This is a genomic window from Verrucosispora sp. NA02020 (genome assembly GCF_013364215.1).
Lineage (GTDB): Bacteria > Actinomycetota > Actinomycetes > Mycobacteriales > Micromonosporaceae > Micromonospora.
The window spans coordinates 661,499-685,936 of record NZ_CP054923.1 but is presented as its reverse complement, the minus strand read 5'-3'; the positions used below and the strand labels follow the sequence as shown (position 1 = coordinate 685,936).

The 24,438-nt window shown below is 71.6% G+C and carries 27 protein-coding genes and 1 riboswitch; of the genes, 13 read left to right on the top strand and 14 right to left on the bottom strand.

All coding sequences use genetic code 11. The features are described from left to right. Positions 1–4: 4 nt before the first annotated feature. Together HUT12_RS03240 and HUT12_RS03235 are read right to left on the bottom strand one after the other, a co-directional pair. Positions 5–982: a hypothetical protein gene (locus tag HUT12_RS03240; protein ID WP_176092428.1), complete on the bottom strand. Its 978-nt coding sequence runs from the start codon at positions 980–982 to the stop codon at positions 5–7. Positions 983–1,007: 25 nt separating this feature from the next. Then, entirely contained in the window at positions 1,008–1,217 is a 210-nt protein-coding gene (locus HUT12_RS03235; RefSeq protein WP_131055038.1) for a heavy-metal-associated domain-containing protein, read from the bottom strand. 117 nt (positions 1,218–1,334) lie between these two features. Here HUT12_RS03235 and HUT12_RS03230 point away from each other — a divergent pair, with 117 nt between their 5' ends. The 3 genes from HUT12_RS03230 (at position 1,335) to HUT12_RS03220 (ending at position 4,714) form a co-directional block, all read left to right on the top strand. Then, a complete protein-coding gene (locus HUT12_RS03230; protein WP_117230386.1) occupies positions 1,335–1,631 on the top strand; it encodes a metal-sensitive transcriptional regulator in 297 nt (98 codons plus the stop codon). A 385-nt stretch (positions 1,632–2,016) separates the two neighbouring features. Further along, positions 2,017–3,396, top strand: coding sequence for a YibE/F family protein (locus HUT12_RS03225; protein WP_176092427.1), 1,380 nt, complete (start codon positions 2,017–2,019; stop codon positions 3,394–3,396). A gap of 166 nt (positions 3,397–3,562) precedes the next feature. Beyond that, positions 3,563–3,694: riboswitch (cyclic di-AMP (ydaO/yuaA leader) on the top strand. Between the two features lie 3 nt (positions 3,695–3,697). After that, positions 3,698–4,714, top strand: a complete 1,017-nt coding sequence (locus tag HUT12_RS03220) for a hypothetical protein (protein ID WP_131057347.1) — start codon at positions 3,698–3,700, stop codon at positions 4,712–4,714. A gap of 83 nt (positions 4,715–4,797) precedes the next feature. Here the strand turns inward: HUT12_RS03220 and HUT12_RS03215 are convergent, their stop codons facing one another. After that, complete coding sequence (locus tag HUT12_RS03215; RefSeq protein ID WP_131057345.1) at positions 4,798–5,496, bottom strand: carbonic anhydrase; 699 nt, start codon at positions 5,494–5,496, stop codon at positions 4,798–4,800. A 195-nt stretch (positions 5,497–5,691) separates the two neighbouring features. Between HUT12_RS03215 and HUT12_RS03210 the strand changes: the two genes are divergently transcribed. The 4 genes from HUT12_RS03210 to HUT12_RS03195 all read left to right on the top strand — a co-directional run bounded on the left by HUT12_RS03210 (position 5,692) and on the right by HUT12_RS03195 (position 8,840). Continuing rightward, on the top strand, positions 5,692–6,027 hold the full coding sequence (locus HUT12_RS03210; protein WP_176092426.1) for a MarR family winged helix-turn-helix transcriptional regulator: 336 nt from the start codon (positions 5,692–5,694) through the stop codon (positions 6,025–6,027). Positions 6,028–6,116: 89 nt separating this feature from the next. Further along, positions 6,117–6,542 carry a hypothetical protein gene (locus tag HUT12_RS03205; RefSeq protein ID WP_176092425.1) on the top strand — a complete coding sequence of 142 codons (426 nt, stop codon included), beginning with the start codon at positions 6,117–6,119 and terminating at the stop codon, positions 6,540–6,542. A gap of 203 nt (positions 6,543–6,745) precedes the next feature. Continuing rightward, positions 6,746–7,537: a hypothetical protein gene (locus tag HUT12_RS03200; RefSeq protein WP_236145727.1), complete on the top strand. Its 792-nt coding sequence runs from the start codon at positions 6,746–6,748 to the stop codon at positions 7,535–7,537. A gap of 124 nt (positions 7,538–7,661) precedes the next feature. After that, positions 7,662–8,840, top strand: coding sequence for an AI-2E family transporter (locus HUT12_RS03195; RefSeq protein WP_131053166.1), 1,179 nt, complete (start codon positions 7,662–7,664; stop codon positions 8,838–8,840). Positions 8,841–8,842: 2 nt separating this feature from the next. Here HUT12_RS03195 and HUT12_RS03190 read toward each other — a convergent pair whose 3' ends face one another. Beyond that, positions 8,843–9,517, bottom strand: a complete 675-nt coding sequence (locus HUT12_RS03190) for a dienelactone hydrolase family protein (protein ID WP_131053167.1) — start codon at positions 9,515–9,517, stop codon at positions 8,843–8,845. 135 nt (positions 9,518–9,652) lie between these two features. Here HUT12_RS03190 and HUT12_RS03185 point away from each other — a divergent pair, with 135 nt between their 5' ends. Then, positions 9,653–9,832: a hypothetical protein gene (locus tag HUT12_RS03185; protein ID WP_131053168.1), complete on the top strand. Its 180-nt coding sequence runs from the start codon at positions 9,653–9,655 to the stop codon at positions 9,830–9,832. Between the two features lie 44 nt (positions 9,833–9,876). Here the strand turns inward: HUT12_RS03185 and HUT12_RS03180 are convergent, their stop codons facing one another. Continuing rightward, complete coding sequence (locus HUT12_RS03180; RefSeq protein ID WP_131053169.1) at positions 9,877–12,252, bottom strand: glycoside hydrolase family 65 protein; 2,376 nt, start codon at positions 12,250–12,252, stop codon at positions 9,877–9,879. Beyond that, positions 12,249–12,998 carry a beta-phosphoglucomutase family hydrolase gene (locus tag HUT12_RS03175; RefSeq protein WP_176092424.1) on the bottom strand — a complete coding sequence of 250 codons (750 nt, stop codon included), beginning with the start codon at positions 12,996–12,998 and terminating at the stop codon, positions 12,249–12,251. The genes HUT12_RS03180 and HUT12_RS03175 overlap by 4 nt, the downstream gene beginning before the upstream one ends. 171 nt (positions 12,999–13,169) lie before the next feature. On the opposite strand from HUT12_RS03175, the gene HUT12_RS03170 reads away from it, so the two are divergent. The 4 genes from HUT12_RS03170 (at position 13,170) to HUT12_RS03155 (ending at position 14,970) form a co-directional block, all read left to right on the top strand. Further along, positions 13,170–13,580 (top strand): hypothetical protein, encoded by a 411-nt coding sequence (locus HUT12_RS03170; protein WP_131053171.1) that lies wholly within the window; start codon positions 13,170–13,172, stop codon positions 13,578–13,580. A gap of 140 nt (positions 13,581–13,720) precedes the next feature. Beyond that, positions 13,721–14,149, top strand: a complete 429-nt coding sequence (locus HUT12_RS03165) for an SRPBCC domain-containing protein (RefSeq protein WP_176092423.1) — start codon at positions 13,721–13,723, stop codon at positions 14,147–14,149. After that, positions 14,142–14,471, top strand: coding sequence for a helix-turn-helix transcriptional regulator (locus tag HUT12_RS03160; RefSeq protein ID WP_131053173.1), 330 nt, complete (start codon positions 14,142–14,144; stop codon positions 14,469–14,471). Before HUT12_RS03165 ends, HUT12_RS03160 begins: the two co-directional genes overlap by 8 nt. A 22-nt stretch (positions 14,472–14,493) precedes the next feature. Beyond that, positions 14,494–14,970, top strand: coding sequence for an SRPBCC domain-containing protein (locus HUT12_RS03155; protein WP_131053174.1), 477 nt, complete (start codon positions 14,494–14,496; stop codon positions 14,968–14,970). Between the two features lie 28 nt (positions 14,971–14,998). On the opposite strand, the gene HUT12_RS03150 is transcribed toward HUT12_RS03155, so the two are convergent. From HUT12_RS03150 to HUT12_RS03140, 3 genes are read right to left on the bottom strand one after another with little or no spacing between them, the layout of a single operon-like run. Beyond that, entirely contained in the window at positions 14,999–15,463 is a 465-nt protein-coding gene (locus tag HUT12_RS03150) for a DUF4442 domain-containing protein (RefSeq protein ID WP_131053175.1), read from the bottom strand. Positions 15,464–15,518: 55 nt separating this feature from the next. Then, on the bottom strand, positions 15,519–15,707 hold the full coding sequence (locus HUT12_RS03145) for a DUF397 domain-containing protein (RefSeq protein ID WP_176092422.1): 189 nt from the start codon (positions 15,705–15,707) through the stop codon (positions 15,519–15,521). Then, on the bottom strand, positions 15,698–16,498 hold the full coding sequence (locus HUT12_RS03140) for a helix-turn-helix transcriptional regulator (protein WP_176092421.1): 801 nt from the start codon (positions 16,496–16,498) through the stop codon (positions 15,698–15,700). Before HUT12_RS03140 ends, HUT12_RS03145 begins: the two co-directional genes overlap by 10 nt. 233 nt (positions 16,499–16,731) lie before the next feature. Between HUT12_RS03140 and HUT12_RS03135 the strand changes: the two genes are divergently transcribed. Next, positions 16,732–17,067 carry a hypothetical protein gene (locus tag HUT12_RS03135; protein ID WP_176092420.1) on the top strand — a complete coding sequence of 112 codons (336 nt, stop codon included), beginning with the start codon at positions 16,732–16,734 and terminating at the stop codon, positions 17,065–17,067. Positions 17,068–17,188: 121 nt separating this feature from the next. On the opposite strand, the gene HUT12_RS03130 is transcribed toward HUT12_RS03135, so the two are convergent. The 5 genes from HUT12_RS03130 to HUT12_RS03110 form a co-directional block, all read right to left on the bottom strand. Beyond that, on the bottom strand, positions 17,189–18,496 hold the full coding sequence (locus HUT12_RS03130; RefSeq protein WP_131053179.1) for an ABC transporter ATP-binding protein: 1,308 nt from the start codon (positions 18,494–18,496) through the stop codon (positions 17,189–17,191). 145 nt (positions 18,497–18,641) lie between these two features. Beyond that, the gene (locus HUT12_RS03125) at positions 18,642–20,831 is read right to left on the bottom strand and encodes a bifunctional glycosyltransferase family 2 protein/CDP-glycerol:glycerophosphate glycerophosphotransferase (protein ID WP_176092419.1); all 2,190 of its coding nucleotides are present in this window, start codon (positions 20,829–20,831) and stop codon (positions 18,642–18,644) included. Positions 20,832–20,846: 15 nt separating this feature from the next. Next, positions 20,847–22,790 carry a DUF5941 domain-containing protein gene (locus HUT12_RS03120; protein ID WP_254877023.1) on the bottom strand — a complete coding sequence of 648 codons (1,944 nt, stop codon included), beginning with the start codon at positions 22,788–22,790 and terminating at the stop codon, positions 20,847–20,849. Positions 22,791–22,831: 41 nt separating this feature from the next. After that, on the bottom strand, positions 22,832–23,578 hold the full coding sequence (locus HUT12_RS03115) for an ABC transporter ATP-binding protein (protein WP_131055152.1): 747 nt from the start codon (positions 23,576–23,578) through the stop codon (positions 22,832–22,834). Next, positions 23,578–24,405: an ABC transporter permease gene (locus HUT12_RS03110; RefSeq protein ID WP_176092417.1), complete on the bottom strand. Its 828-nt coding sequence runs from the start codon at positions 24,403–24,405 to the stop codon at positions 23,578–23,580. The genes HUT12_RS03115 and HUT12_RS03110 overlap by 1 nt, the downstream gene beginning before the upstream one ends. Positions 24,406–24,438: the final 33 nt, after the last annotated feature.

The following is a 24,438-nucleotide window of genomic DNA, read 5'->3' as shown; positions in this document are numbered from 1 at the left end:
TCCCTCAGTCGTGCCCGTGTCCAGGCGTACCGTGCCCGTCGTCCGGTGCGGCGGTCGGACCGACCGGGTCCCCGACGCGCACCGGGTCCCCGACGTGCACGGTGAACTCGGCGGTGCGCACCACCCCGCCGTGGCGGAAGTCGAGATAGAGCCGGTACGCACCGGCGGACGGGAACTCGGTGGCGAAGCTCACCCGTGGTCCGGGCTCGGTGCGCCCGTCGCCCGGCACTCCCTCCGGGTGGACGTGCAGGTACGCCAGGTCACCCTGCCGTAGTGCGACCAGGTGCCCGTACGCCCCAAGGTACGGCTCCAGGTCCGTGACGGGTACGCCGTCGCGCGCGACGGTCAGCGTCAGCGTGGACGGTTGGCCCGGTTGTGGCGTGCCGTCCAGGGTGACCGTGTAGCCGTCGACCGTGGCGGTGCGGGCCGGTGCGGGCAGCGGACGCTCGGTCAGGGCACCGGGGACCGTCACGTCGACACCGAGTGTCAACGGCTCGCCTCCGGTCGGGGTGAAGTCGGCGAACGCCCGCCACACCCCGGGCGCGGTCAGCGGCGTGGCGACCCGCCAGGTGCCGTCGGGCGTCAGCTCGGGGTGTACGTGGCGGAAGCCGGAGAGGTCACGCCGGGCGACGATCAGGTGCATCGGCTTGTCGTGCACCACGTCGTACCCGGTCACCGGCCGGCTGTCCGGGCCGGTGATCCGGAAGGCGAACTCTCCGGCCGGGGCGCCGACCGGCACCAGCGTGTAGCCGCGTTCGGAGACGAGCAGCCCGCCGGGCAGGTGCCCGGCGGCGCCCGCGTCGTGTCCGGCGTCACCGTCGTGGCCGTTCCGGGCCGGGTCGTCGCCGTGGTCCGCCGTGCCGTCGTGGCCGGTCGCGGTGACCGGGGCCGGCGGCCCGGTCACCTGGCCGACCCCGTACGCGGCGGCGAACACCGCCGCGAGGCTGAGCGCGAAGCCACTCACCTTCGTCGCCGTGTTCATCGGGACACCTCGGTCTCCGGTCGCCTCAGGCGGCGACCAACTCGAAGCCGGCCTCGTCGACTGCGGCCCGGACGGCGGCCGGGTCCAGTGGCTGCTCGCTGGTGACGGTGACCTCGCCGCTGGCCAGGTCGACCCGGACGTCGTCGACGCCGGGGAGCGCGCCGACCTCGGTGCTGACCGCGTTGACGCAGTGGCCGCAGGTCATGCCCTGCACCTGGTACGTGGTGGTGACCATGGCAACTCTCCTCTCCAGGCCCGTCAACCCGGGCCGGGCACCCCGTCGAATACCCTCGGGGGGTATCTACAACCGTGACCGTACCATACCCCCCAGGGGTACGTTATCCTCGTGTTCATGAGCACACCCGCGCCGATCCGCGGCTACACCGCCAGCAAGGACCAACTGCTCGCCCGACTACGCCGGGTCGAGGGGCAGGTACGCGGCGTCGAGAAGATGGTCGACGAGGATCGCTACTGCATCGACGTGCTCACCCAGATCTCCGCGATCCAGGCCGCCCTGGACAAGGTCGCCCTCGGCCTGCTCGACGGGCATGCCCGGCACTGCATGCACGAGGGCGCCGCCGAGGGCCGCGCCGACGAGATGGCCTCCGAGATGATGGCCGCCGTCGGCCGTCTGATGAAGCGCGGCTGACCCGCCCCACCAGCACGCCCGCCTCGGGTGTCGGCTCCGACGCCCGGCATCCGACACACGCTCGCGACCTGCGTTCCGATGCCGACCTGGCTACCATTCGCCACGATGGCCAGCCGATCCGGAGACCTCCCGGCCCCCGCCCGCCGTCGGGCACGCACCACCGCCGCAGCAGCCCTCCGGCGGCCCGCCGCCATACCCCACGGGGTGCCGACCGCCCCGCCGCAGCCCTGCTGCGGCTGCCGAGAGCCGGCCCCGCCCTCACGGTACGCAGCCATCCTGCCACGCTCGGGCCATTCCGGATGCCCGCCGCCGTGGCCGACCGGCGGCGCTGAACCATCTCGCCCGCCGGTACGTAGTTCGCCTTGGAATCGTTGGGAGACAATGAATGGGCGCCGACCACACCCGTTCCGCTCCGCCCACCCCACCCCGGGTGCGGCGGATCCTCATCGTGACGGTGGTCCCCCTCTTCCTCGCCACCCTGGTCGCCGCGCTCGTGCTCTGGCCCTCGGACCCGCCCCGGCCCGAGGCCGCCGACGACCTGCCCCGATACCACGGCACGGTCACGCGGGTGGTGAACGAGCCCTGTCCACCGAACCCGGTCGTGCCCGAGGGCACCCCGACCACGGCCGGGCAGCAGTGCGGCACGGTCACCGTGCGGGTCGACAGCGGCCCGGACGAAGGTCAGGACGTGCAGACGCCGTTGCCGGACGGGCCGGGGGCACCCCGGGTCAGCGTCGGCGACGCGATCATCCTGGTCTCCCTGATCGATCCCGAGGATCCCTCGATCAGCAGCTACAACATCGCCGAGCACCAGCGGGGCAAGCCGCTGATCTGGCTCGCGGTGCTGTTCGCCGCCGCCATCGTGGCCTTCGGACGGCTGCGCGGCCTGGCCGCGCTGGGCGGCCTGGCGGCCAGTTTCGCCATCCTGCTCACCTTCGTGCTGCCCGGCATCAGCGCCGGCCAGCCGCCGCTGGTGGTGGCCATCGTCGGCGCGGCACTGATCATGTTCGTGGTGCTGTACCTGACGCACGGCATCTCGGCACAGACCTCCGTGGCCGTCCTCGGCACGCTCGGCAGCCTGGTGCTCACCGGCCTGCTCGGGCTGGCCGCCACCCGGGCCACCCACCTGACCGGTTTCGGCAGCGAGGACGCCACCACGCTCTCCATGTTCCGGGGCGACGTCGACCTGCACGGCCTGCTGCTCGCCGGCATCATCATCGGCTCGCTCGGCGTGCTCGACGACGTCACGGTGACCCAGGCCGCCGCGGTGACCGAACTGCGGCACGCCAACCCGAGCTTCACCCGCCGGGAGCTGTACCGCTCGGCGACCCGGGTCGGCCGGGCCCACATCGCCTCGGTGGTGAACACCATCGTGCTGGCGTACGCGGGCGCGTCGCTGCCGCTGCTGCTCCTGCTCACCGCCGACACCCGCGCGCTCGGCCAGATCGTGACCAGCGAGTTCCTCACCCAGGAGATCGTCCGCAGCGTGGTGGCCACGCTCGGGCTGGTCGCCGCCGTACCGCTGACGACCGCCCTGGCCGCGCTGGTGGTCACCGCCGGGCGGCGGGACACGCCGGAGCCCGGCGGACCCGGCGGCCACGACGACGGGCCGGACGGCGACGGCCCCACCCCACCGACTCCCCGGCCCGGCTCGGACCGGTCCGAGGCACTGCACGCACTCAGCACCGCGCGTGCGCGTGACACATCCCCCGCCACCGGTTCGCGGTGGCCCGATCCGGACAGGAGCACGGACACCACATGGTGACACCCCGCAGCGTGACCGCCCCTGCCGACACGGTTCGTGCCCGTGTCGTTGGTCACCCATCGCGATTACGAAATGACGCATCTAGTCAGGTTCGGGGCGTAGAGACCGACATGGACTCTCGGGTAACCTCACTGCCGGTCACCGCCGAAGGCGCGCAGCGGCGCCTGCGGTGCCACCGCCCAATCGCCGCGAGGCGAGCCGGGGACCCAGGTAGGTGGGGTGAATCCGCGTCAGCGGTAGGGGCCACTTCCGTTCCGAACCCGTCAGCTAACTCGGTCGGCGGTCGATGGAAGGGAAAGAAGTGACGGCACCCCTACGCCGCTGGATGACCCCCGTGGTGGCCGTGTTCGCCGCGTTCGCCGTGTTCGCCGGACCTCTGCCGGCCATGGCCGCGCCGAACCCACCCAGCCCCGCCGAGCACGACGACGACCCGCCGATGCTCAACGACCTGATCGAGTCGGCCAACCGCGACTTCTCCAAGGCCAAGAACCAGCTGGAGAAGTCCAAGAAGCGGCAGCTCAAGCTCGACGTCGAGTTGCGTCGCGCACAGGCCGACCTCGAAGCGCTCAGGCCGCAGGTCGCCGAGATCGCGACGCAGTCGTACCGGACCGGCCGGGTCGGTGCGATAGCGATGTTGTTGCAGAGCAACGCCCCGGACTCGTTCATGGACCGCGCCTCCGCCCTCGACGAGTTGAACCTGTTCAACGACAAGAAGTTGGGCGAGGTCAACGCGATCCGGGAGCGCGCGGACCGGGCCAAGCTCGCGTCCGACGCCGAGGTCCGCGAGCAGCAGAAGCTGACCAACGACATGGCGCGTAAGAAGACCGAGGCGGAGAAGTCGCTCCGCCTGGTCGGTGGCGAGAGCCTGACCGGTGGCCTGGTGGCCGCCACCTCACCGGTCGCCCGGGTGGCACCGAACCGCGCGTCCGACGGGAGTTGGAAGGCGGAGTCGTGCAACCAGAACGACCCGACCACGTCGGGCTGCATCACGCCGCGCACGCTGCACATGTACAAGGAGGTCAAGCGGGCCGGCTTCAACCGCTTCGTCGGCTGCTGGCGACCCGGTGACAAGTTCGAGCACCCGAAGGGCCGGGCCTGTGACTGGTCGTTGCAGAACAGCGGGTTCAGCCCCTGGCACAACGACGACACCCGGATCTACGGCAACAACCTGGCGGCCTTCCTGGTCCGCAACGCCGACCGGCTCGGCATCTACTACGTGATCTGGAACCGGCAGATCTGGTTCCCGACCGAGAACCGGTGGCGGTCCTACAGCGGCCCGTCCAACCACACGGACCACGTACACGTGTCGCTGCTCTGAGCAGCGTCCCGGCGACCTGAGAGGGCCGCTCCGCCGTCTGGCGGAGCGGCCCTCGTCGTCCGTGTCGGTGGGCGGCCCGAGGGTCAGCCCACCGGAGTGACCACGCCCGCCATCTCGGCGGGTTCCGCCGCGACGGTCCGCACCTCACCGGCGGCCAGTCGGTAGGACATGCCCACCACCGCGCACCCGCCGGCGGCCACCTCGGCGGCCAACGCCTCGGAGGACTCCAGCATCGCCTCGACGGTCTGCGCGATGTGGATGTCGACGATCGCGTCCAGGTCGTCGATCCCCGCCCGCTCGGCCCGGCGCAGGCTGGGCACCACCGCGTCCACCACGGCACGCAGGTGGCCCGTCGGCGCGGTCCCGGTGGCCGCCGCGGCACGGGCCGCCTGGACGGCACCGCACGAGTCGTGCCCGAGCACCACCACCAGCGGGGTACGCAGCACGCTCACCGCGTACTCGACGCTGCCCAGCACCTCGGGGCCGATGGTGTGGCCGGCGGTGCGGACCACGAAGAGATCACCCAACCCACGGTCGAAGATGATCTCCGCAGCCAACCGTGAGTCGGAGCAGCCCACGATCACCGCGAAGGGGTGCTGCTCGGCGGCGACGGCGGCCCGGTGGCTGGCGTTCTGGTTGGGGTGCCGGAGCGTGTCGCTGACGAAGCGGCGGTTTCCGGCGACCAGTTCGGCGAGGGCGCGCTCCCGCGAGCCGGGAAGGTCAGCGGTCAGGTACTCGCGTTCGGGACCGGGCTGCGCTCCGATCGTTCCGGGTCGACTCATCCGGCGTCACCTCGCCTCTCGGTGGAATGCCTGGTCATCCCGGCCGGCGCTGGCCACGGGCTGCCACCAACCGTCACACGCAGCGCAAGGCGCGTCAAGCTATGCGTGATCTGCATTTCATGTATTCCAGAACGCTTGCCAACCGGCGCGGGCGGGTGCGGGCGCAGCCCGAGTACGTCAGGGGCAGGCCATACGATGGCGGGCATGGCGACCTCAGACGAGCGAGAAAGCACCCGGAACTGGACTTTCCTGACAAACCACGCGCACGTGCTGCTCGCCATCGCCCGCAACCCCACCGCCCGGCTGCGCGACGTCGCCGGTGAGGTCGGGGTCACCGAACGCGCCGCCCAGGCGATCGTCGCCGACCTGGAGGCGGGCGGCTATCTGCACCGCACCCGGGTCGGCCGCCGCAACGAGTACACCCTCAACCCGGCCGGGCGGTTCCGTCACCCGGCGGAGGCCGACCGCCACATCGGCGACCTGCTCGCCCTCTTCACCGACGCGCCCTCGACCGCGAACGGCGATCGCTGACCGTCCACAGTCGACGACGTGGCGTGGTTCACCGACCCGACGGGGGCTGCGCCAATGCGTTCTCCGCACCGAAACGATAGGTTGAACACGTGTCGTCCGCCGTGCTCGCCCGTCCCCTGTGGCCGGCGACGCTGCGTACGCTGCGGGAGCTGACCCGGCTGGCACTGGCCGCCCTCGTGGTGGCGGTCGGCCTCGGCACGGCCGTCGCCGACCTGCCACTGCGCCCGACCGGCGACCAGCCGACCCATGCCGTCGCCGACCATCGCGCCTGGTCCGTCACCGCCGACGTGCCGACCTGGCCGGGCACGGTCGCACCGGTCACCGAGCACGTGCGGGCGTCCGCCGCGCTGTCGACGTCGCCGACGCAGCCCACGGCGCCGACCGCGCCGCCGGCCCACCCCGAGCCCGCCGCCGAGTCCGGCTCGGCCGGCACCACCACGGTCCACCGGCCCGCCGCGCTGCGGCTCGCCGTCGGCCACGGCGAGCCGCTCCGTCGCGGTCCACCGGCGGCCTGACCGACGGCCCGCCCCCAGGACGCCCTCCGGCCCGCGCCCGTCCGCCGACCCGGCCCCGACCTCGATCCCGACCGACCGTCGCCGAGCGTCCCGGGCACACCGCCGTCGCGGACCCGTCCGGCCCCGCCGCCGTCCTGTCGCCGCCCTCGGCGACCACAGACCTTGCCCAGTCGACGACCCTCATCCGACCGCGAGAGGTGTTGATGATGCGAACCGCTCTCTCCTACGTCCTGCCCGACGTCCCCCGGGCCGCCGTGATCTGGCTGACCCTGCTGGGCGTGGTGATCCTGGCCATCGCCGCCCTGCTGCTGCGCCCCCGACGACTCCTGCGCTTCGACGCGGGCGCCCGGATCCGCGAGGCGGCACTGCCGAGTCGCACCGAGCACACCGAGGAACAGCGCGACCAGGACCGCTGGGCGGAGGAGGTCGCCGTCGCCGCCGACCGCGCCGACGCCACGGCCCGCCGCCGCCGCGAGGAGTGGCTCGCCGCGCAGGACGAGGCCGAACAGGCGTGGCAGGCGTACGAGACGGCGGAGGCGGACGTCCGCCGACTCACCGCTGCCACCGGCATGCCGCTGCCGCAGACCCCGCGCACCCCCGCCGAGTACGCCGACCGGGAGCGCTGGCTGCACCGGGCGGCGATGGAGGCGTACTGGCGGCGGGAGCTGTCGGTGGAACAGCTCAGCGACGTCTTCGCCCACCGGGGCTGGGACCCGCGGCGGCACCCGGTCGAGCAGGAGCTGGCGCTCCGTCGGGCGGTACGCGACCACCTGTTCGCACGCCAGCAGACGGCCCACGCCCAGGAGCAGGAGCGCTGGCGGGCCGCCGAGCTGGCCGTCGCCGCAGCCCGCAGCCTGCGCGACGAGGCGCTCTCGGCACTGCTGCCACAGGTCGAGGAACGCGAGTCGGTGCTGCCGTTGACCGCGCTGGGTGGGGTCGAGCAGACCCGCGAGATGCCGACCGTGGTGCGCGGCCGGACGGCTGCCGCGTACTGACCGGGTCTGCCGCGACAGGCAGATAGCGCGAACCTCCCCCGGCCCGTCGGGCGGGAACCTAGCGTGGGACCGGTGTCGGACGGACACCGGCCGGGTACGACCTCGCCGGGAAGAGGAGGCCGACGTGGTCGCACGGGGTGACGGGCGTAAGCCCGAGGAGTCGACGCGGCGGAGTGCCGGGCCGAGACAGACCTGGGCGGCTCTGCCCTGGCTGGTGCGCACGGCGGTGGTCTGGAGCGCCTGCCTGGTGGTGATCGCCGCCGGTCTCTACCTGCTGGCCCGGATCACGATGCTGGTCACGCCGCTGGCCATCGCGCTGGCCGTCACCTTCTTTCTGGCCGCACTGCTCGACCCGGTCCAGCTCGCGTTGCGCCGGCTTCGCCTGCCCGCCGCACTGGCCGCGCTGCTCACCGTCCTGCTCCTGCTCGGCGTCCTGTCCGGCGTGGGCGTGCTGGTCTGGAACATGACCGCGGGCCAGTTCAGCGAGTTGGGCGACGAGTTGCGGCAGGGCCTGGAACGCAGCCGCGACTTCGTCACCTCCACGCTGCCGGTCACCGACGCGCAGCTCGACGGCCTCGTCGACCAGCTCCGCCAGGCAGTCAGCCAGCAGGAGGTCGACCCGGTCGCCAGCGCACAGACGGTGGCCGAGGTGTTCGGCTCCGTCCTGCTCGCCCTGGTGCTGCTCTTCTTCCTGCTGAAGGACGGCCGGTCGATGTGGCACTGGACGTTGCGCCGGGCGGGCGGGCCGAACCGGGAGATCGCCGCCAGGGCGGGTCGGGTCGGCTGGCGCACGCTCGGCTCGTACAGTCGGGGCACCATGCTGATCGCGGCGATCGACGCCATCGGCATCGGTCTGGCGCTGGTGCTGCTCGGTGTGCCGCTGGCCTTCCCGTTGGCATTGATCACGTTCATCGGCGGGTTCGTGCCGATCATCGGCGCCACCGTGGCCGGCGCGGTCGCGGTGCTGGTGGCGCTGGCGGCCAACGGCCCCACCACCGCCCTGCTCACTCTGGGCGCGGTGATCGCCGTCCAGCAGATCGAGGGCAACCTGCTCGAACCGCTGATCATGAAGCGGCAGGTCCGGCTGCACCCGGTGGTGATCCTGCTCGCGGTCACCGCCGGCACGCTCATCGCCGGCATCGCGGGCGCCTTCGTCGCGGTCCCGATCGCCGCCGTCGTCTGGCGGGTCGTCGACAGCGTGCAGCAGCAGCGTCAGGCCGCTGCGGCGGAGCGACGCTGGACCAGGATCATCCGGGGGCGGACGGCGCAGTCCCGTGCCCGCAGGATGGTCCGCAAGGTCTGACCTCAGCCCGACGCCGGGACCGGCTGGGGACGCAGGTGGTCGCGGAACCAGCCGGCCGCCGCCTCGGCCACCTGTTCCAGCGTCCCGGGCTCCTCGAACAGGTGCGTCGCGCCGGGCACCACCCGTAGGTCGGTCGGCGCGGCCATCCGGTCCCGGGCCTGCTCGTTGAGCGTGATGACCTGCTCGTCGAGGCCACCGACAAGCAGCAGGGTGGCGGCGCGTACCTCGCCCAGGGCGGCTCCGGCCAGGTCGGGTCGGCCGCCCCGGGACACCACGGCGTGGACCATGTCGGGCCGCCGCGCCGCCGCGATCAGGGCGGCGGCGGCACCCGTACTGGCGCCGAAGAGACCGATCGGCACCGCGCCGAAGGGCCGCGCGGCGGCCAGCCAGTCCAGGGTCGCGACCAGCCGGTCGGCCAGCAGCCCGATGTCGAAACGCAGCTCGGCGGTGACCGCGTCCGCCTCGTCCTCGGCCCGGGTGAGCAGGTCGACCAGGACGGTGCCGAGCCCGTCGGAGGTGAGCCGGTGGGCGACCGAGACGTTGCGGGGGCTGTGCCGGGAACTGCCGCTGCCGTGCGCGAACAGCACCGCACCGGACGTGCCGGTCGGCACCAGCAGGTCGGCCGAGAGCTCTACCTGACCCGCCGGGATCGTCACCTCGCCACCGCGTACGTCCATCTCGCCTCCCGGTCCCTCGCATACCCCGGCGGGCGGACCGCACGCGCGTTTGTGTCCGGAGGCGGCGGGTAGCCGACGGAGGACCGCAGACGGACCGGCGCCCGTGGCGTCGGCGAGCAGATCGCGAGGACCGTCATGCCGCATCACCACCGTGAGCCCGTGCAGAAGGCCGCCGATCGCGAGCGGAACGAACAGGACACCCGGCGCGGACGGGACTGGGCGGACGAGGCGGCCCAGGCACGTGACGCCGACGATCCCCGGGCGAGGGCACCGCACGACGCCACCGGCCGCCCGTCCCAGGGCGAACCGATCTGAACGGTCCGCGTCGACCGGCGGTCCGCCGGTCGACGCGGTGCGTCTCAGGTGGGAGTTTCCGGGAGCCGGAGCAGTGGTGCCCGGCCCGGAGCCTGCTCCGGCGGCGGCAGGTCGTCGGCGGCCGGCGGGATCGGTACGGTGACCGCCTCGTCGCAGGTGACCCGGATCGACGTGCCGTAGTGCCGGACCTCCATCGACGCGTCGTTCGCGGCGTGGTGCAGCGAGTACGTCGTCTCGTGCGGACGCACGTCGACCCGTAGCCGCATCCCGCACCACTGGAGCGAGAAGGCCAACCGGCTCAACCCGCTCGACAGGCGCGGCGCGAACGACGGCACCCCGTCATGGTCCCGAAGGCCCCCGAAACCACCGACCAGCGCGATCCACGCCCCGGCGAGGGAGGCCATGTGCACCCCGTCGCGGGTGTTCTCGTTCAGGTCGTGCAGGTCCATCAGCGCGGCCTCGCGCAGATAGCTGTGCGCCAGCTCGGTGTAGCCGACCTCGGCCGCCAGCACCGCCTGCGTGCAGGCGGAGAGCGAGGAGTCCCGGACGGTACGCCGCTCGTAGTAGAGGAAGTTGCGCAGCTTCTCCTCGGGCGTGAACGCGTCCCCGCGCCAGTGCATCGCCAGCACCAGGTCGGCCTGCTTGACCACCTGCTTGCGGTACAGGTCGAAGTACGGGTAGTGCAGCAGCAGCGGGTACTTGTCCGACGGGGTGTCGGCGAAGTCCCACTCCTGGAGCCGGGTGAAGCCCTCCACCTGCTGATGCACGTCGATCTCGTCGTCGTACGGGATGTGCATGGCCGAGGCGGCGTCGCGCCAGGCGGCGGCCTCCTCGTCGGTGACACCGAGATGGAACGCCTCGTCGCGGTAGCGCATCGCCACCTCGGCGGCGGTCTGGAGGTTCCGCTGCGCCATCAGGTTCGTGTAGATGTTGTCGTTCTTCACGGCGGTGTACTCGTCCGGGCCGGTCACCCCGTCGATGTGGAACTGGCCGTTGCGGTCGTGGTGCCCGAGCGACCGCCACAACCGGGCGGTCTCCACCAACAGGGTCAGCCCGATCTCCCGCTCCAGTTCGCGGTCACCGCTGACCAGCACGTACCGGCGCATCGCGTCGGCGATGCCGGCGGCGATGTGGAACGCGGCCGTGCCCGCCGGCCAGTAGCCGGACGACTCCGGCCCCTCGATGGTGCGCCAGGGGAAGGCCGCACCCTGGAGGTTGAGTGTCCGGGCACGCTCGTGTGCCTGCTCCAACGTGGAGAACCGCCAGTACAGTGCGTCCCGCACCGCCGCCGGATGGGTGTACGTGAGCACCGGCAGCACGAACATCTCGGTGTCCCAGAACGCGTGGCCGTCGTACCCGGGACCGGTGAGCCCCTTGGCGCTGATCGGCCGACGTTCCGCGCGGGCACCGGCCTGGAGCACGTGGAACAGCCCGAACCGGACCGCCTGCTGCACCTCCGGATCGCCCTCGACCTCCACGTCGGCGGCGTCCCAGAACTCGTCGAGATACTCCCGCTGCTCGCGGACCAGCCCGTCCCAGCCGTCGAGTCGCGCGGCGGCGAGCGCGGCACCGACCTGGTCCCGCAGGGCCGGCAACGACCGGCGGCTGGACCAGCCGTAGGTCAGGTACTTCACCACTCGGAGCGTCTGACCCGGCTCCAGCACGCAACCGATGGTGGTCCGCACCCAGTCCTCGTACCCCTCGGACTCCACGGTGGTCCGCGCAGGCGAGTCGACCTCGTGTTCCATCGCGGCGGCGACCCGCAGGCCGGACACCTTGGTCCGGTGGATCAACAGCCCACCGTCCTCCGTGGTCAGCTCCTCCTCGGCCTCCAACGGAGACTCCAGCACGGCGGCGACCCGGGGGTCGCGGCTCTGCGGCGGCAGCGTCTCGTTGGCCACCAGCTCCGACTGGACGATCAGCCGCAGCGGCTTGCCGTCGGCCACCTCCACCTCGTAGCGGATGGCGGCCACCGAACGCTGCCGGAAGGAGACCAGCCGGGTGGTGTTCACCCGCACCTCGCGCCCGGCCGGCGAGCGCCAGTGCAGGGAGCGGTGCAGCGTCCCGGCCCGCATGTCGAGCACCCGCTCGTGGGCGAGCACCTCGCCGTACCGGACGTCGAGCGGCTCGTCGTCGACCAGCAGCCGGATCAGCTTGCCGTTGGTGACGTTGACGATGGTCTGGCCGGACTCCGGAAAACCGAAACCCGCCTCCGCGTACGGCAGCGGGCGCAACTCGTAGAACGAGTTGAGGTAGGTGCCGGGCAACCCGTGCGGCTCACCCTCGTCCAGGTTGCCACGCAACCCGACGTGCCCGTTGGAGAGGGCGAAGACCGACTCGGACTGGGCGAGCACGTCCATGTCGAGGCGGGTCTCCCGCACGTGCCACGGCTCGACCGGGTACGCCCGCTCCCGGATCATTCGTGCCGCCCGGTGAGCAGGTCAGCGAGGTCGGCGACCACCACGTCGGCGCCGTGCGCGCGCAACTCGTCGGCCTGACCCGCCCGGTCCACCCCCACCACGTACCCGAATCCGCCGGCCTTCCCGGCCGCGACACCGGCCAGCGCGTCCTCGAACACCACCGCGTTCGCGGGATCGACGCCGAGCAGCTTCGCCCCGGCGAGGAAGGTGTCCGGCGCGGGCTTGCCGCGCAGCCCTTCGGCCCGTGCGGTCAGCCCGTCCACCCGGGCCTCCAGCAGCGGTTCCAGCCCGGCCACGGCCAGCACGTCCCGGCCGTTGGCGCTGGCGGTGACCACCGCCCGACGCAGCCCCGCGTCGCGTACCGCCTTGAGGTACGCCACCGAGCCCGGATAGACGTCCACACCGGCGGTCCGCATCCGTTCCAGCACCAGCGTGTTCTTGCGGTTCCCCAGGCCGTACACGGTCTGCGCGCTCGGCGGGTCCTCCGGCGTTCCCTCCGGCAGCGTGATGTCCCGTGAGGCGAGGAAGGTGCGTACGCCGTCCAGGCGGGGCCGCCCGTCGACGTAGCGGTGGTAGTCCGGACCCGGATCGAACGGGCGGAAGGGCTCACCGGTGGTGGCCGCGTGCCGCCGCAGGAAGTCGTCGAAGGTCTCGGTCCAGGCGGCGTTGTGCAGCCGGGCGGTCTGCGTCAGCACACCGTCCAGGTCGAAGAGACAAGCGGTCACATGGTCAGGCAGGCCGAGCACCGTACCAATCTATCCACGGCCACCAGCCCGCAAACGCACTTCGACCGACCCGGGCGTGCCGTGCAGTGGGTCCTCTGCTCGGCACGTCGCGCCTCAAGTTGCCGGAAGTGAGGCTCACTCATACGTTCATCGCAGCAAGCATCGTGAAGCGAGTCATCACGGGGAGTCTCGTTGTCCGGTACGCAGCCCACCAAGGACCCGGGACTCCTGGTCCTCGCCCTGCTGATGTCGTCGATGGCCAGCCTGACCGGCCTGTTCGTGGTGGTCTTCTGGCCGGTGACGGCCTGGCTCGGCGCTCTGTTCGGCGTCGCGCTGACGCTCATCATGCTGGTCTCCTGGCGGCTGACACGCGGCGGTTGGCGTCGCAACGTCGCACCGAAGGAGGCACACAGACTCGCGAGCACCGGCATCGCGTTGCTGGCTCTCGTTGCCCTGGGGGCGGCGATCAACGTGGTCCTGCCCATGCTCGCGGATGACGGCGCCGTCGTCCGGACGGTTCCCTGGATCACGCTGGTACTCATGGCGGTCTGCTCCGTCCTGATGGCCGTCACCGGTCGAGTCGCCCTGAGGCGGTCGCAATGAGACGGCGCATCGTGTCCTTTCCGGTCGCGCTCCTTCTCAGGGTCGCCCGACCGACGAGGTTCGCCGCCACAGTTGACGCAACCATCTAGTTGCCATACCTTCTGTAGCAACCTACTGGTTGCTACAGAAGGGGTGCGACGATGGGATTTCCCGACCGGATCGAACGCACCGTGCGGATAGCCCGCCCGGTGGACGACGTGTGGGCGGCGATCACCAGCGCGGAAGGGCTCGGCACCTGGTTCGGCCAGCGCGCCGAGGTGGACCTGCGCGTCGGCGGCATCGCCACGGTTTCCTGGGACACCGGCGAGCGGTCGCAGTTGCGGATCGAGCGACTCGAACCGAAGACGATCTTTGGCTACACCTGGCCCGTGCACGGGCTGCCCGCCGACGACCCGCGCCGCACGTACGTCGAGTTCACGCTGACCGCCGACGGCGACGGCACCAGCCTCACCGTGGTCGAGACCGGGTTCGCCCAGCTCGGCCCCGACGAACACGACGTGGCGTTCGCGGGCAACACCCGAGGCTGGGCGAGCGAGCTGGACGAGCTGGTCGCCTATCTCCATGACTGACCCCGCGTCCGAGGCCGTCGCGGAGGCGGTGTTCGTCGCCCTGGCCGACCCGAACCGGCGCGCCATCCTCGCCGCACTGGCCGAGGGCGGCCCGGCCACCGCCACCGACCTCGCCGCCCGGTTGCCGATCACCCGCCAGGGGATCGCCAAGCACCTCGCCCTGCTCGCCGAGGCGGGCCTGGTGAGCGCCGAGCCGGGCGAGCGCCGCCGCGTGCGCTACCGCCTGCGATCAGCGCCGATGCAGGTCGCCCAGCAGTTCCTGGCCGCCCTGGCCCGGGACTGGGACGGCCCGCTCGCCGCCCTCCGCACGCACCTCGAATGACACCGACCGAGAGACAGGAACCATGACCGAGCAGAGTTTCACCACGACGTTCGTGGTCGACCAGACCCCGATGCGGGTGTTCGACGCCGTCAACGACGTACGCGGCTGGTGGTCGACGGAGATCGACGGGCCGACCGACGTCGCCGGTGCCGAGTTCTCCTACCACTACAAGGACATCCACCGGTGCCGCTTCCGGATCGTGGAGTTCGTGCCCGGCGAGACGGTCGAGTGGCTCTGCGTGGAGGGTTACTTCAACTTCACCGCCGACCCGCAGGAGTGGACCGACACCCGGATCCGATTCGACATCGCGCCGGAGGGCGAGGGCACCCGGCTGCGCTTCACCCACGTCGGCCTGACCCGGCACCACGAGTGCTACGACGTCTGCGCGAACGCCTGGGGTGGCTACGTGGGCAGCAGCCTCCGGACCCTGATCGCCACCGGCAGCGGCGACCGCGACAACGAGGTCCGCAACGCCGAGGCGTTGCAGCAGCGCCGCTGACCCTCGTCAGCTCGACCAGGCCCTTGCGTCAGTTCGGGCGCAGCGTCCAGATGACGGTCATCTCCGAGGTCGGCTTGCCCTCTTCGGTGGCGATCTCCACGCGTACCGGGAACTCCGGTCGCTCGCCGGCGTCCAGCTCCGCGATCACCTCGGCCGGCGGGCGACCGAGCCGCGCTGTCGCCAGCACCGGGCCCAGGGCGAGCTTGCGGTACGCGATCTCGGCGCGTACCGCCAATGGCGTGGCCCGGTCGAGCAGGTGGCCGAACGCGGCCATCACCACCGCGCCGGAGGCGGTCTCGCCGAGCGTGAACACGGCCCCGGCGTGCGGTCCGCCGACGTGGTTGTGGGTGGCCGGCGAGTCGGGCAGGCGCACCACGGCCCGGACCGAGCCCTCCGCCTCCGGTGCCACCTCGACGAATTCGAAGCCGAGCGTACGGGCGAAGGGCACCGCCTGGAGCATGGCGGCTGCCACCTGACGCGAGTCGATGGTCATGCCCGCACGCTACCGGTAAGTAACTTTACCGACAAGGCCACGCGACGGAACGGGGTCAGCGGCTCTTGGTGGACTGCACGAAGGCTCGCCAGGTGTCGGGCGTGAAGGTGAGCACCGGCCCCTGCCGGTCCTTGCTGTCGCGCACGCCGACGACCTGCGCCAGGTTGTCGGCCACCTCGACGCAGTTGCCCTGGTTGCCGCTGCTGCGGGTGCTCTTGCGCCAGATCGCACCGGTCAGGTCCATGCTTCCGCCGCCTCCGAGATCATCTTGAGGGTGGCTCCCTGGGGCAACGCCTCGGCCCGGACAGCCTCCCAGTTCTGCCGCAGGGAGTTTACGTCCACAGTGCGCTCCACGATGGTGCCGCGCATCTGGTTGTCGAGGTAGGCGATGTCGTCGCCCTCCGGCGGGGTGGCGATCACGAAGGCACCGTTGAGCCCCGGATAGGCGCCCACCCCCTTCGGCACGATGTGCAGGTGCACCTTGATCCGACGCCCCACCTCCACCAGGTGCAGCAACTGCTCCCGCATCACCTTCGGCCCGCCGACCGGGCGCTCCAGCACCGTGTGGTCGAGGACCGCCACCAGCAGCGGCGGATTGGGCCGGGCGAGCACCTGCTGCCGGGCGAGCCGGGCGGCCAGCGGCGCCTCGACCTGGTCGCCGACGAGTTGGCTCGCGCCCTCGTAGAGCGCGCGGGCGTACCCCTCGGTCTGGAGCAGGCCCGGCACCACCAACGGCTCGAAGCCACACAGCGAGGTCGCCTCCTGCTCGATCGTGACCCACTCGCGGAACCACGGCATCAGGCTCTCCTTGAGGATCGCCTCCCGGACCCGCATCAACAGCCCCTCGCCGTGCAGGACGTCGTCGCAGCGCACGGTGAACTCCTCCCGGGGAGCCCGCCGACACTGCTCGACCGAGGCGACGAGCGAGGCGGAGTAGCTGATCTGCTGGCCGAGCGCCTCCTGGGAGAGGCCCGCCTTGGTCCGCAGCCGGCGTAACTCACCGGCGAACAGCTCCAACATGGGTAACCGATCCATCTGCACACCTCTGCACTTCGGTGACGACCGGCTCGTACGGCCGGGCTGGTGGGGGGTGATTCCCTTCCGAAAGTAGTGGTGTCCTCACCAGACTGTCACGTAGAAAGTTCCCCGATTGCGGCAGATCGTGGGGATTTCTGTCGGGGCCCGTCCGCTCGTCCCCCGCTTGGACGGGCCCCGGCCCAGGTCAGCCGCTCCGCCGGGAGCGCAGCAACCGCGCAGAGGAGTTTTCGATGATCACTCACCAGTTGCCGCAACCGGGTGACGGGCCGACGCCGGACCGGCCTCGGGCGTACCCCCTGCACGAGAAGCCGCACACCCCGCTGCGCCCGATGTGGTGTTGCCGGGCCTGCGGGCACCCGTGGCCGTGCGCGACCGCGCGCATCCTGCTGAAGACCGAGTACGGCCCCAACGAGGTCGGACTGTCGATCTATCTGTCGGGTCTCTTCTACGAGGCCACCCGCGACCTCTACCGCCTCAACCCCGACGACGGCCCCACTCCACGGGACCTGTTCACCCGCTTCGTCGCCTGGTCCCCCTACCGCCGCCCACTCGTCGAGCCGTGCTAGCGGCCGGTCATCCGCGAGCCGCTCGTGGCGGCGCGTTAGCAGGGGACCCCTGCTATACGGCAGGCGTTAATAAGGTGCCCTTCCTTACATCAGCGCCAGCCGGCGCGGCGCGTTCCTTGCGTCAGCGCCAGCCGACGTCGATGCGGTCGCCCCGGTCGTCGAAGAAGTGCAGGGCGTCCATGCGGACCTTGACGCTCAGCGAGTGTCCGGCGGAGACCGCCGGGTACGGCGCCAACCGGACGGCCAGTTCGGCCGGGCGGCGGTGGTGGCGGCCCGGATCGTTCAGGATGCTGGTGCCGGTGCTGCCGTTCGCGCCCTGCCCGCCCTGGTCGACCGCGACCCGGCCGGTGAACCGCTGCATCATCTGGCCGAACCGGCGCAGACCGCGCTGACCGAGCGGGGCGTCGCCGTCGGCCGGGGCACCGACCTCGTCGACCACGATCGCCGAGGCCCCGATGTCGAGGAAGGCAAGGGACTCGTGACCGTGGTGTTCGAGGTAGCGGATCCGGCCCTGGAGCACGTCTCCGGAGGTGTCCGGCGCGACCGGGGTGAGCGCCTCCGCCCGCATGCCGACCACGATCCGCTCGCCGTGGTAATGCGCCACGGCCCGACTGCGGATGTCGTTCCAGGGCAGATAGAGCGCCTGATCGCCGAGAGTCAGGGTGATGTACCGGTCGAGGTGGACGTAGACCGACGCCTCCAGCAGGTTCATCCGGGGGCTGCCGAGGAACGCGGCGACATAGAGGGTGGCCGGGCGGCCGTACACCTGGGTGGGGGTGCCGACGTCCTGGAGGACGCCCTTGCGCATGATGGCGACCCGGTCGGCCATGGTCAGTGCCTCGGCCTGGTCGTGGGTCACGTACACGGTGGTGACGCCCAGCTCGCGGGTGAGACCGGAGATCTCCGCGCGCAGCTCGGCGCGCAGCCCGCTGTCCAGGTTCGACAGTGGCTCGTCCATCAGGAACAGACCGGGTCGACGGACGATCGCCCGACCCATCGCGACCCGCTGCCGCTGCCCGCCGGAGAGCTGGCCGGGACGTCGGGCCAACACGTCGCCGATGCCGAGGGCGCTGGCCACGTCGGTGACCCGCTCGCCGCGCGGGGCCGGTTCGACGCCGGCCAGTTTGAGGGGGAAGGCGATGTTGTCGTTGACGCTCATGTGCGGATAGAGGGCGAAGTCCTGGAAGACCATCGCGATCCGCCGCTCCCGTGGCGGCAGTTCGTTCGCCACCTCGCCGTCGAGCATGACCGCGCCCGTGGTCGGTTCCTCCAGCCCGGCGATCATCCGGAGTACCGTGGACTTGCCACAGCCGGACGGCCCGAGCAACACCAGGAACTCGCCGTCGTTGACGTCGAGATTGATGGTGTCGACAGCGACGGTGCCGTCCCGGAAGACCTTTGTCACATCCTTGAGCGCGACGGTTGTCACCGTCTCCTCCCCCAGCTCGTCGGCGAACCCGGAATGACTGTCGCCAGGATCATGCGGCGAGCACATCGGGTAAACGTGCCATGTTCGAATTGTGACAGACCTATTACGGTCCATCGAATGACGGCGATTGCCCGGAAAGAGGGACTCAGAGGGCCGTCTCGCCCAGGAAGACCCGTCTGGCGACCCGCTCGGCGGCGTGCCCGTCCTCCAGTGAGCAGAAGCGTTCCCGGAACGCGGCCCGCGCCCGGTCGGCCTCCGGCGTCTCCAGCGCGCCGGAGCGGAACACGTCGAGCAGTCCGGGAAAGGTCCGCGCCACCGCACCGGGCGCCTCGGCGGTGACGTCGAGGTAGACCCCCCGGGTCAACCGGTACGCGTCCCAGTCCGGCGCGTAGACGACGATCGGCCGGTCCAGGACGGCGTAGTCGAACATCGCCGACGAGTAGTCGGTGACCAGCACGTCCGCCGCGAGATAGAGATCCTCGACCCGGGGATGGTCGCTGACGTCGAGGATCCTGGCGCGGCTGCGCGGGCCTGACGTCCGGCGGTCCCGGTCGTGGAAGTAGTGGCTGCGCATCAGCAGCACTCCGGACGGGCCGAGCGCGTCCAGGAACCGCTCCGGGTCGAACGGCGGACGGTATCCGGGCAGGTGCTCCCGGTGCGTCGGGGCGTACAGCACCACCCGCTCGCCGAGGCCGACGCCCAGCTCCGCGCGCAGCCGCAGGACCTCCTCGGCGCTCGCGGTCACCAACCGGTCGTTGCGCGGATAACCCACTTCCAGAGTCGTGTACGCGGCCGGATAGGCCCGCTCCCACATCTGCGTGGAGAAGCTGTTCGCGCTGACCGAGAAGTCCCACCGGTCCACCCGCCGCAGCAGCCCGGCGAAGTCCATGCCGGTCGCGCCCAGCGGGTACCGCTGCTGGTCCAGCCCCATCACCTTGACCGGGGTGCCGTGGTGGGTCTGCACGTGCACCGTGCCCGGCCGCTTGCGGACCGAGTCGGGGAAGTTGACGTTGTTGATCAGCCACCGGGCGCGGGCCAGCACCCGGTGGTACGCGGGCGTACCCGCCACCACGTACTCGACCCCGTCGGGCAGCGTGTGCACCCGGTCCCGCCGCACGATCCAGACACCCCGCACGTGCGGTGCCAGCCGCCGCGCCGCCTCGTACACGGCGGCCGGGTTGCAGGCGTACCCGCGGTACCAGTACGCCGCGTACACGGCCAGGTTCTCGTCCACCGGCCGACGGCGCTCGACCCGCTGGAACTCACGGAGCGCGACGTCCCGCGCGATGCGTACGCCCCGACGGGCCGGTGGGCCCACCCGGCGTCGGGCCCGGCGGGCGACCCGACGCGCCGTCTCGCCCGCGCGTCCGGTGGCCCGCAGCGCGCTGAACGTCCGCCAGCGACCGGCCGCGACCAGCCGGTGCTTGAGCCCGTCGATGCCGTCCGGGACCGGGTGGCCGCCGGGCGGGCGGAAGCGGGCGTGCTCGATGGTGATCCGGGCGAAGAAGGTGGGCCGCAGGTCGGCCGGGATCCGCTCGTCGGTGCCGAGCACGGTCAGGTAGTGCCACATCATCCGCGCGAAGACCGCCGGCCGCAGGTCCTCGGCACCGAGCCGGTCCAGCTCCTGGAACACCCGGCGCCACTGGTGGAACACCTCGAAGTGCCGCTCGCCCTGGGTCTTCGTGATCGCCCCGGCCCGTCGTTGCCGGTAGTTGACGCAGACCACGTCGAGCACGCCGATCCGGTCGGCGGCCAGCAGCGCCGGGTAGCTGAACGACACGTCCTCGTACCAGCCGGGGGCGAAGCGCAGCCCGACGTCGGCGAGGAACTGCCGGCGCAGCAGCCGGTTCCAGGCGGTGTGCAGCAGGTCCAGCGTCTCCGGTCGCTCGGCCAGCCGGAACGTCTCCGGCCCGGGTGGCTCCGGGAAGACCTCCGCCATCGCGCTGGCGCTGACCCGCTCGTCCCAGTACGTGCGGACGTGGTCGACGAGCAGCACGTCGGGGCGGGTCTCGCGCAGGCGGGCGGCCACCTCGACCAGGCAACCCGGCGCGAGCCAGTCGTCACCGTCGACGAACCAGACGTACTCGCCGACGGCCAGGTCCAGCCCGACGTTGCGGGCCGGACCGAGCCCGACGTTGTGATCGAGCCGGATCGCCCGGACCCGGTCGTCGCGGGCGGCGTACTCGTCGAGGATGTCCCCGACCGCGTCCGGCGAGCAGTCGTCGACGCCGATCACCTCGATGTCGGCGATCGGCTGGCCGAGGATCGAGTCCAGGCACTCCCGCAGGTAGCCCTGCACGCGGAAGGCCGGGACGACGAAGCTGATCAGCGTCATCGTCCCGGCCTCCCGTCAGAGCGTCGCGCCTTGTCGCGTACCCGCCGGAGCCCGGGTGGGACGGCTCGGCCGGACGAACCAGGCCAGCACCACACTTGCCACGAAGAGCACCAGAAGGTAGATACCGAGTGTAGCCAGACCAATACTCACGATTCCGGCGATCGCCGTCAGCGCCAGCACCACCGACCGTCCCTCCCAGCCCAGCGTGGCCGAGTGCAGCGGCGGCGCGGGTTGCCGCTTCTCCAGCCGGGCGACCAGGTCGTAGTGGTGCAGGGTGAGCACGAAGACGTACCCGAAGATCAGCCACGCGGGCGCGCCGCCGATCACCCCGACCGCGACGGCGAACAGGAACTCGGCGGCCCGCAGCGCCGCCGGCACCAGCCAGTCCAGCGGCCCGTTGTGCGCCGCCCCGGTCCCCGCCGCAGCGGCCAGCAGGACCAGCAGCACCACCGGCACCGCCGCCCACCGCAGCCAGGGCGCCGGATCACTGCCGTCACCCACGCCGCCCAGCAGCGTCACCAGCACCAACCCCGCCGCAGCCAGCGCCGCGACCACCGCGAGGACCAGCGGCCCAGGTCGACGCAGCACCGGCAGCCGGGTGGCCAGCGGGCCGTCGTCGCGGTGCAGGGTCGCGTCGACCGTGTCCAGCACCGGCACCCACATCCAGCGGGCCCGCAGGGTACGCAGCGCACCCGTGTACCCGAACGCCAGCACCCCCCAGATCAGCACCGCGAACAGGGCGGTCCGCTGGTCGAACAGCGCGGCGGCCAGCGCGATCAGCGCCCACCGCTCCCCGATCGGGAAGACCACCGTGCGCTTGAGCCAGTACGACAGCGACCCCGAGTCGGCCTGCACCCGGTTGGACGCGGCGTTCAGCCGGTCACCGATACCGCCGCCCCCGGTGCCCACCGTCTTCGGTCGACGGGCCGCCTCGTCGTGCAGCACGCCGTACCACGCGTCGGTCATGTGCCGCACCGTCTGGAGGGTCATCGCGGCGATGGCCAACGCCCAGCCGTACCGGAACCCGGCCGCCGTGGCACCCCACCCGAGACCCGCGTAGACCAGGTACTCCTTGGCCCGGTCGGCCATGGTGTCCAGCCAACCGCCCCACGCGCTGAAGTTGCGGGTGTACCGGGCGAGCTGACCGTCCACACAGTCGAGCACGAAGCCGAGATAGAGCAGGACCGCACCGCCGACCAGCGCCGGTCGGCCGCCGGTGGCGAACAACGCGGCGGCGGCGACCGCGAAGACCACCGAGATCATGGTGACCGCCGTCGGGCTCAGCCCCAACCGGGCACAGACCTTGGTGACCTGCGGCGACCAGGTGCTGACGAAGTACGTGGTGAAGAAGTCGTCCTTCTCCTTCACCGAGAGCCGCAACTCGGCCCGGTCCTCGTCGACGGCGGCCACCGCCGCCTCGGCGACGGCCAGCCCGGTCCGGTCGTCGACCCGGTGCGCGACCAGCAGGCGTACCCGGTGGGCGAAGACCAGCGCCCCCTGCCCGGCGAGGCCCGCGAAGACCCGGTCCACCGCCGGGCCCACGGCCTGCCGGTCGCCGTCGGCCGCACGGGCGGCGGAGACCAGCGCCGGTACGTCGTCCCGACCGACCCGCACCGCACCCCCGAAGATGCCGGTGGCCTCGCCGTCGAGCCGCTCGACCGGACCGGCGTCGACCACCTGGCCGCGCTCCTCGCGAACGGCCGTCCGACCGCCGGTGGGCGGATCGGTGAGCACCAGCGCCACGGTCGGCCCGACCGGGCTGGTCACCAGATGCCGCAGTACGGCGGTGTGCGCCACCAGGTCCACACCGCTGAGCACCACCGGGCCACCCGCCGTGGCAGCCAGGTCCGCCACCTCGTCCAGGGACGCGGCGAACCGCACGTCGGCCACCCCGGCCCGGCGCCACTGCTCGGCCAGCCGGTCCGTCAGGGAGCCGCCCGGCACCGTCTCCGTCGGCAGGCTCGCGGCCGACGAACCGGCGGCGAGCACGATCGCGAGGGTCACCGGGGAACCGCGTCGTGGTACGCGGCCAGCGCCTCGGCGATGGTGCCGTCGACGCTCAACCGGCCGCCGTCGAGGAAGAGCCCCCGACGACAGAACCGGGTCAGGTCCTTTTCGTTGTGTGAGACCAGCACCAGAGTGCGCCCCTCCCCGAGCAGACGATCGATGGTCGTGTAGCACTTCTTGCGGAACTCGGCGTCGCCCACCGCCGTCACCTCGTCCATCAGCAGGACGGGATGCGGCAGATGAGAGATGATCGCGAACCCGAGCCGGACCTTCATCCCGGACGAGTAGTGCCGCACCGAGGTGTCGATGGCCCGTTCCACCTGGTCACCGGCGAACGAGACGATCTCGTCGAAGTGCCGCTTCAGGTAACCCGACGACAGCCCGTGCAGCCCGCCCACCAGGTACAGGTTCTCCCGGCCGGTCAGGTCGTTGGAGAAGCCGGCGGAGAGCTCCAGCAGCGGCGCGACGTCGCCCCGGACCCGGATCCGCCCCTCGTCGGGGATCAGCACCCCGGCGATCAGGCGCAGCAGGGTGCTCTTGCCGGTGCCGTTGCGGCCGATCACCCCGAGCGTCTCGCCGGGCGCGACCGAGAAGGAGACGTCCCGCAGCGGCCAGAACCGGCCGTCGGAGGCGCCACGCGTACCCCGGTGGATGAACAGCTCGCGCAGCCGCAACTGCCGGCGGCGGTTGCGGACGAACCGGATGCCGAGACCCTCCGCCTCGATGATCGCGTCAGCCATCAGAGTTCCTTGAGCACGGCGGGTTCGAGCCGACGGAACGTCCACCAGCCGACCACCAGGACCAGCAGGCTGATGCCGACGGTGGTGGCGAGCATCCGGGCCTCCGGGAACTCGTCCGGATACCACACCGCGTGGTGGAGCTGGAAGATCCCGACCAGCGGGTTGAGCTCGTAACCCAGCTTGAGCCAACCGGGCAGGCCGGAATCGCGGACCAGGCTCAGTGGATAGATGATCGGCGTGGCGTAGAACAGCACCCGGATGACCAGACGCATGAACCGCTCCACGTCCCGCATCAGCACGTTCGCCGCCGACAACAGCAGCGCCAACCCGACCAGCAGGGTGGCCTGCACCAGCACCGCCAACGGCAGGGCGAGCAGCGACCACCCCGGGTCGATCTTGCCGTCGGCCGCGTACCAGATCGCGATGGCGCCGAGGATCGGCAGGCCGGCGGCGTATTCGGCGAAACGCCCGGTGACCCGACCGATCGGGAAGACCTGCCGGGGCACGTTCATCGTGGTGATCAACCGGGACTGCCCGGTCAGCGCGTTGGTCGCCTCACTCAACGCCGAGCTGGTCCACATCCAGGCGAAGATCCCGGTGATCAGGAACAGCGGGTACGACCCGGCTGCCTCGCCGAGATGCCGGTTCGTGTCCCGGGAGTAGAGGACGCCGAAGACGAACCAATAGATCGCCCCCATGCCCAGCGGCTCGATCAACGACCAGAGATACCCCAGCACGGACTGCTGGTACTTGACCGCGAGATCACGCCGGACCAGGATGCGCAGCGAATTGCGGTGCGACCACAACGCCCCCACGCCAGAGGTCACCGCCGTCTCCCGCCTGCTGAACGGACGACAGGT

What these genes read in the sequence shown, in the direction of transcription:
- HUT12_RS03225 (WP_176092427.1), top strand. Translation starts at nt 2,017, where the DNA reads ATGGGCGCCGACCACACCCGTTCCGCTCCGCCCACCCCACCCCGGGTG.
- HUT12_RS03140 (WP_176092421.1), bottom strand. Translation starts at nt 16,498, where the DNA reads ATGGATCGGTTACCCATGTTGGAGCTGTTCGCCGGTGAGTTACGCCGG.
- HUT12_RS03185 (WP_131053168.1), top strand. Translation starts at nt 9,653, where the DNA reads ATGCCGCATCACCACCGTGAGCCCGTGCAGAAGGCCGCCGATCGCGAG.
- HUT12_RS03125 (WP_176092419.1), bottom strand. Translation starts at nt 20,831, where the DNA reads ATGACGCTGATCAGCTTCGTCGTCCCGGCCTTCCGCGTGCAGGGCTAC.
- HUT12_RS03135 (WP_176092420.1), top strand. Translation starts at nt 16,732, where the DNA reads ATGATCACTCACCAGTTGCCGCAACCGGGTGACGGGCCGACGCCGGAC.
- HUT12_RS03200 (WP_236145727.1), top strand. Translation starts at nt 6,746, where the DNA reads ATGATGCGAACCGCTCTCTCCTACGTCCTGCCCGACGTCCCCCGGGCC.
- HUT12_RS03235 (WP_131055038.1), bottom strand. Translation starts at nt 1,217, where the DNA reads ATGGTCACCACCACGTACCAGGTGCAGGGCATGACCTGCGGCCACTGC.
- HUT12_RS03190 (WP_131053167.1), bottom strand. Translation starts at nt 9,517, where the DNA reads ATGGACGTACGCGGTGGCGAGGTGACGATCCCGGCGGGTCAGGTAGAG.
- HUT12_RS03155 (WP_131053174.1), top strand. Translation starts at nt 14,494, where the DNA reads ATGACCGAGCAGAGTTTCACCACGACGTTCGTGGTCGACCAGACCCCG.
- HUT12_RS03240 (WP_176092428.1), bottom strand. Translation starts at nt 982, where the DNA reads ATGAACACGGCGACGAAGGTGAGTGGCTTCGCGCTCAGCCTCGCGGCG.
- HUT12_RS03180 (WP_131053169.1), bottom strand. Translation starts at nt 12,252, where the DNA reads ATGATCCGGGAGCGGGCGTACCCGGTCGAGCCGTGGCACGTGCGGGAG.
- HUT12_RS03150 (WP_131053175.1), bottom strand. Translation starts at nt 15,463, where the DNA reads ATGACCATCGACTCGCGTCAGGTGGCAGCCGCCATGCTCCAGGCGGTG.
- HUT12_RS03215 (WP_131057345.1), bottom strand. Translation starts at nt 5,496, where the DNA reads ATGAGTCGACCCGGAACGATCGGAGCGCAGCCCGGTCCCGAACGCGAG.
- HUT12_RS03230 (WP_117230386.1), top strand. Translation starts at nt 1,335, where the DNA reads ATGAGCACACCCGCGCCGATCCGCGGCTACACCGCCAGCAAGGACCAA.
- HUT12_RS03210 (WP_176092426.1), top strand. Translation starts at nt 5,692, where the DNA reads ATGGCGGGCATGGCGACCTCAGACGAGCGAGAAAGCACCCGGAACTGG.
- HUT12_RS03115 (WP_131055152.1), bottom strand. Translation starts at nt 23,578, where the DNA reads ATGGCTGACGCGATCATCGAGGCGGAGGGTCTCGGCATCCGGTTCGTC.
- HUT12_RS03160 (WP_131053173.1), top strand. Translation starts at nt 14,142, where the DNA reads ATGACTGACCCCGCGTCCGAGGCCGTCGCGGAGGCGGTGTTCGTCGCC.
- HUT12_RS03165 (WP_176092423.1), top strand. Translation starts at nt 13,721, where the DNA reads ATGGGATTTCCCGACCGGATCGAACGCACCGTGCGGATAGCCCGCCCG.
- HUT12_RS03145 (WP_176092422.1), bottom strand. Translation starts at nt 15,707, where the DNA reads ATGGACCTGACCGGTGCGATCTGGCGCAAGAGCACCCGCAGCAGCGGC.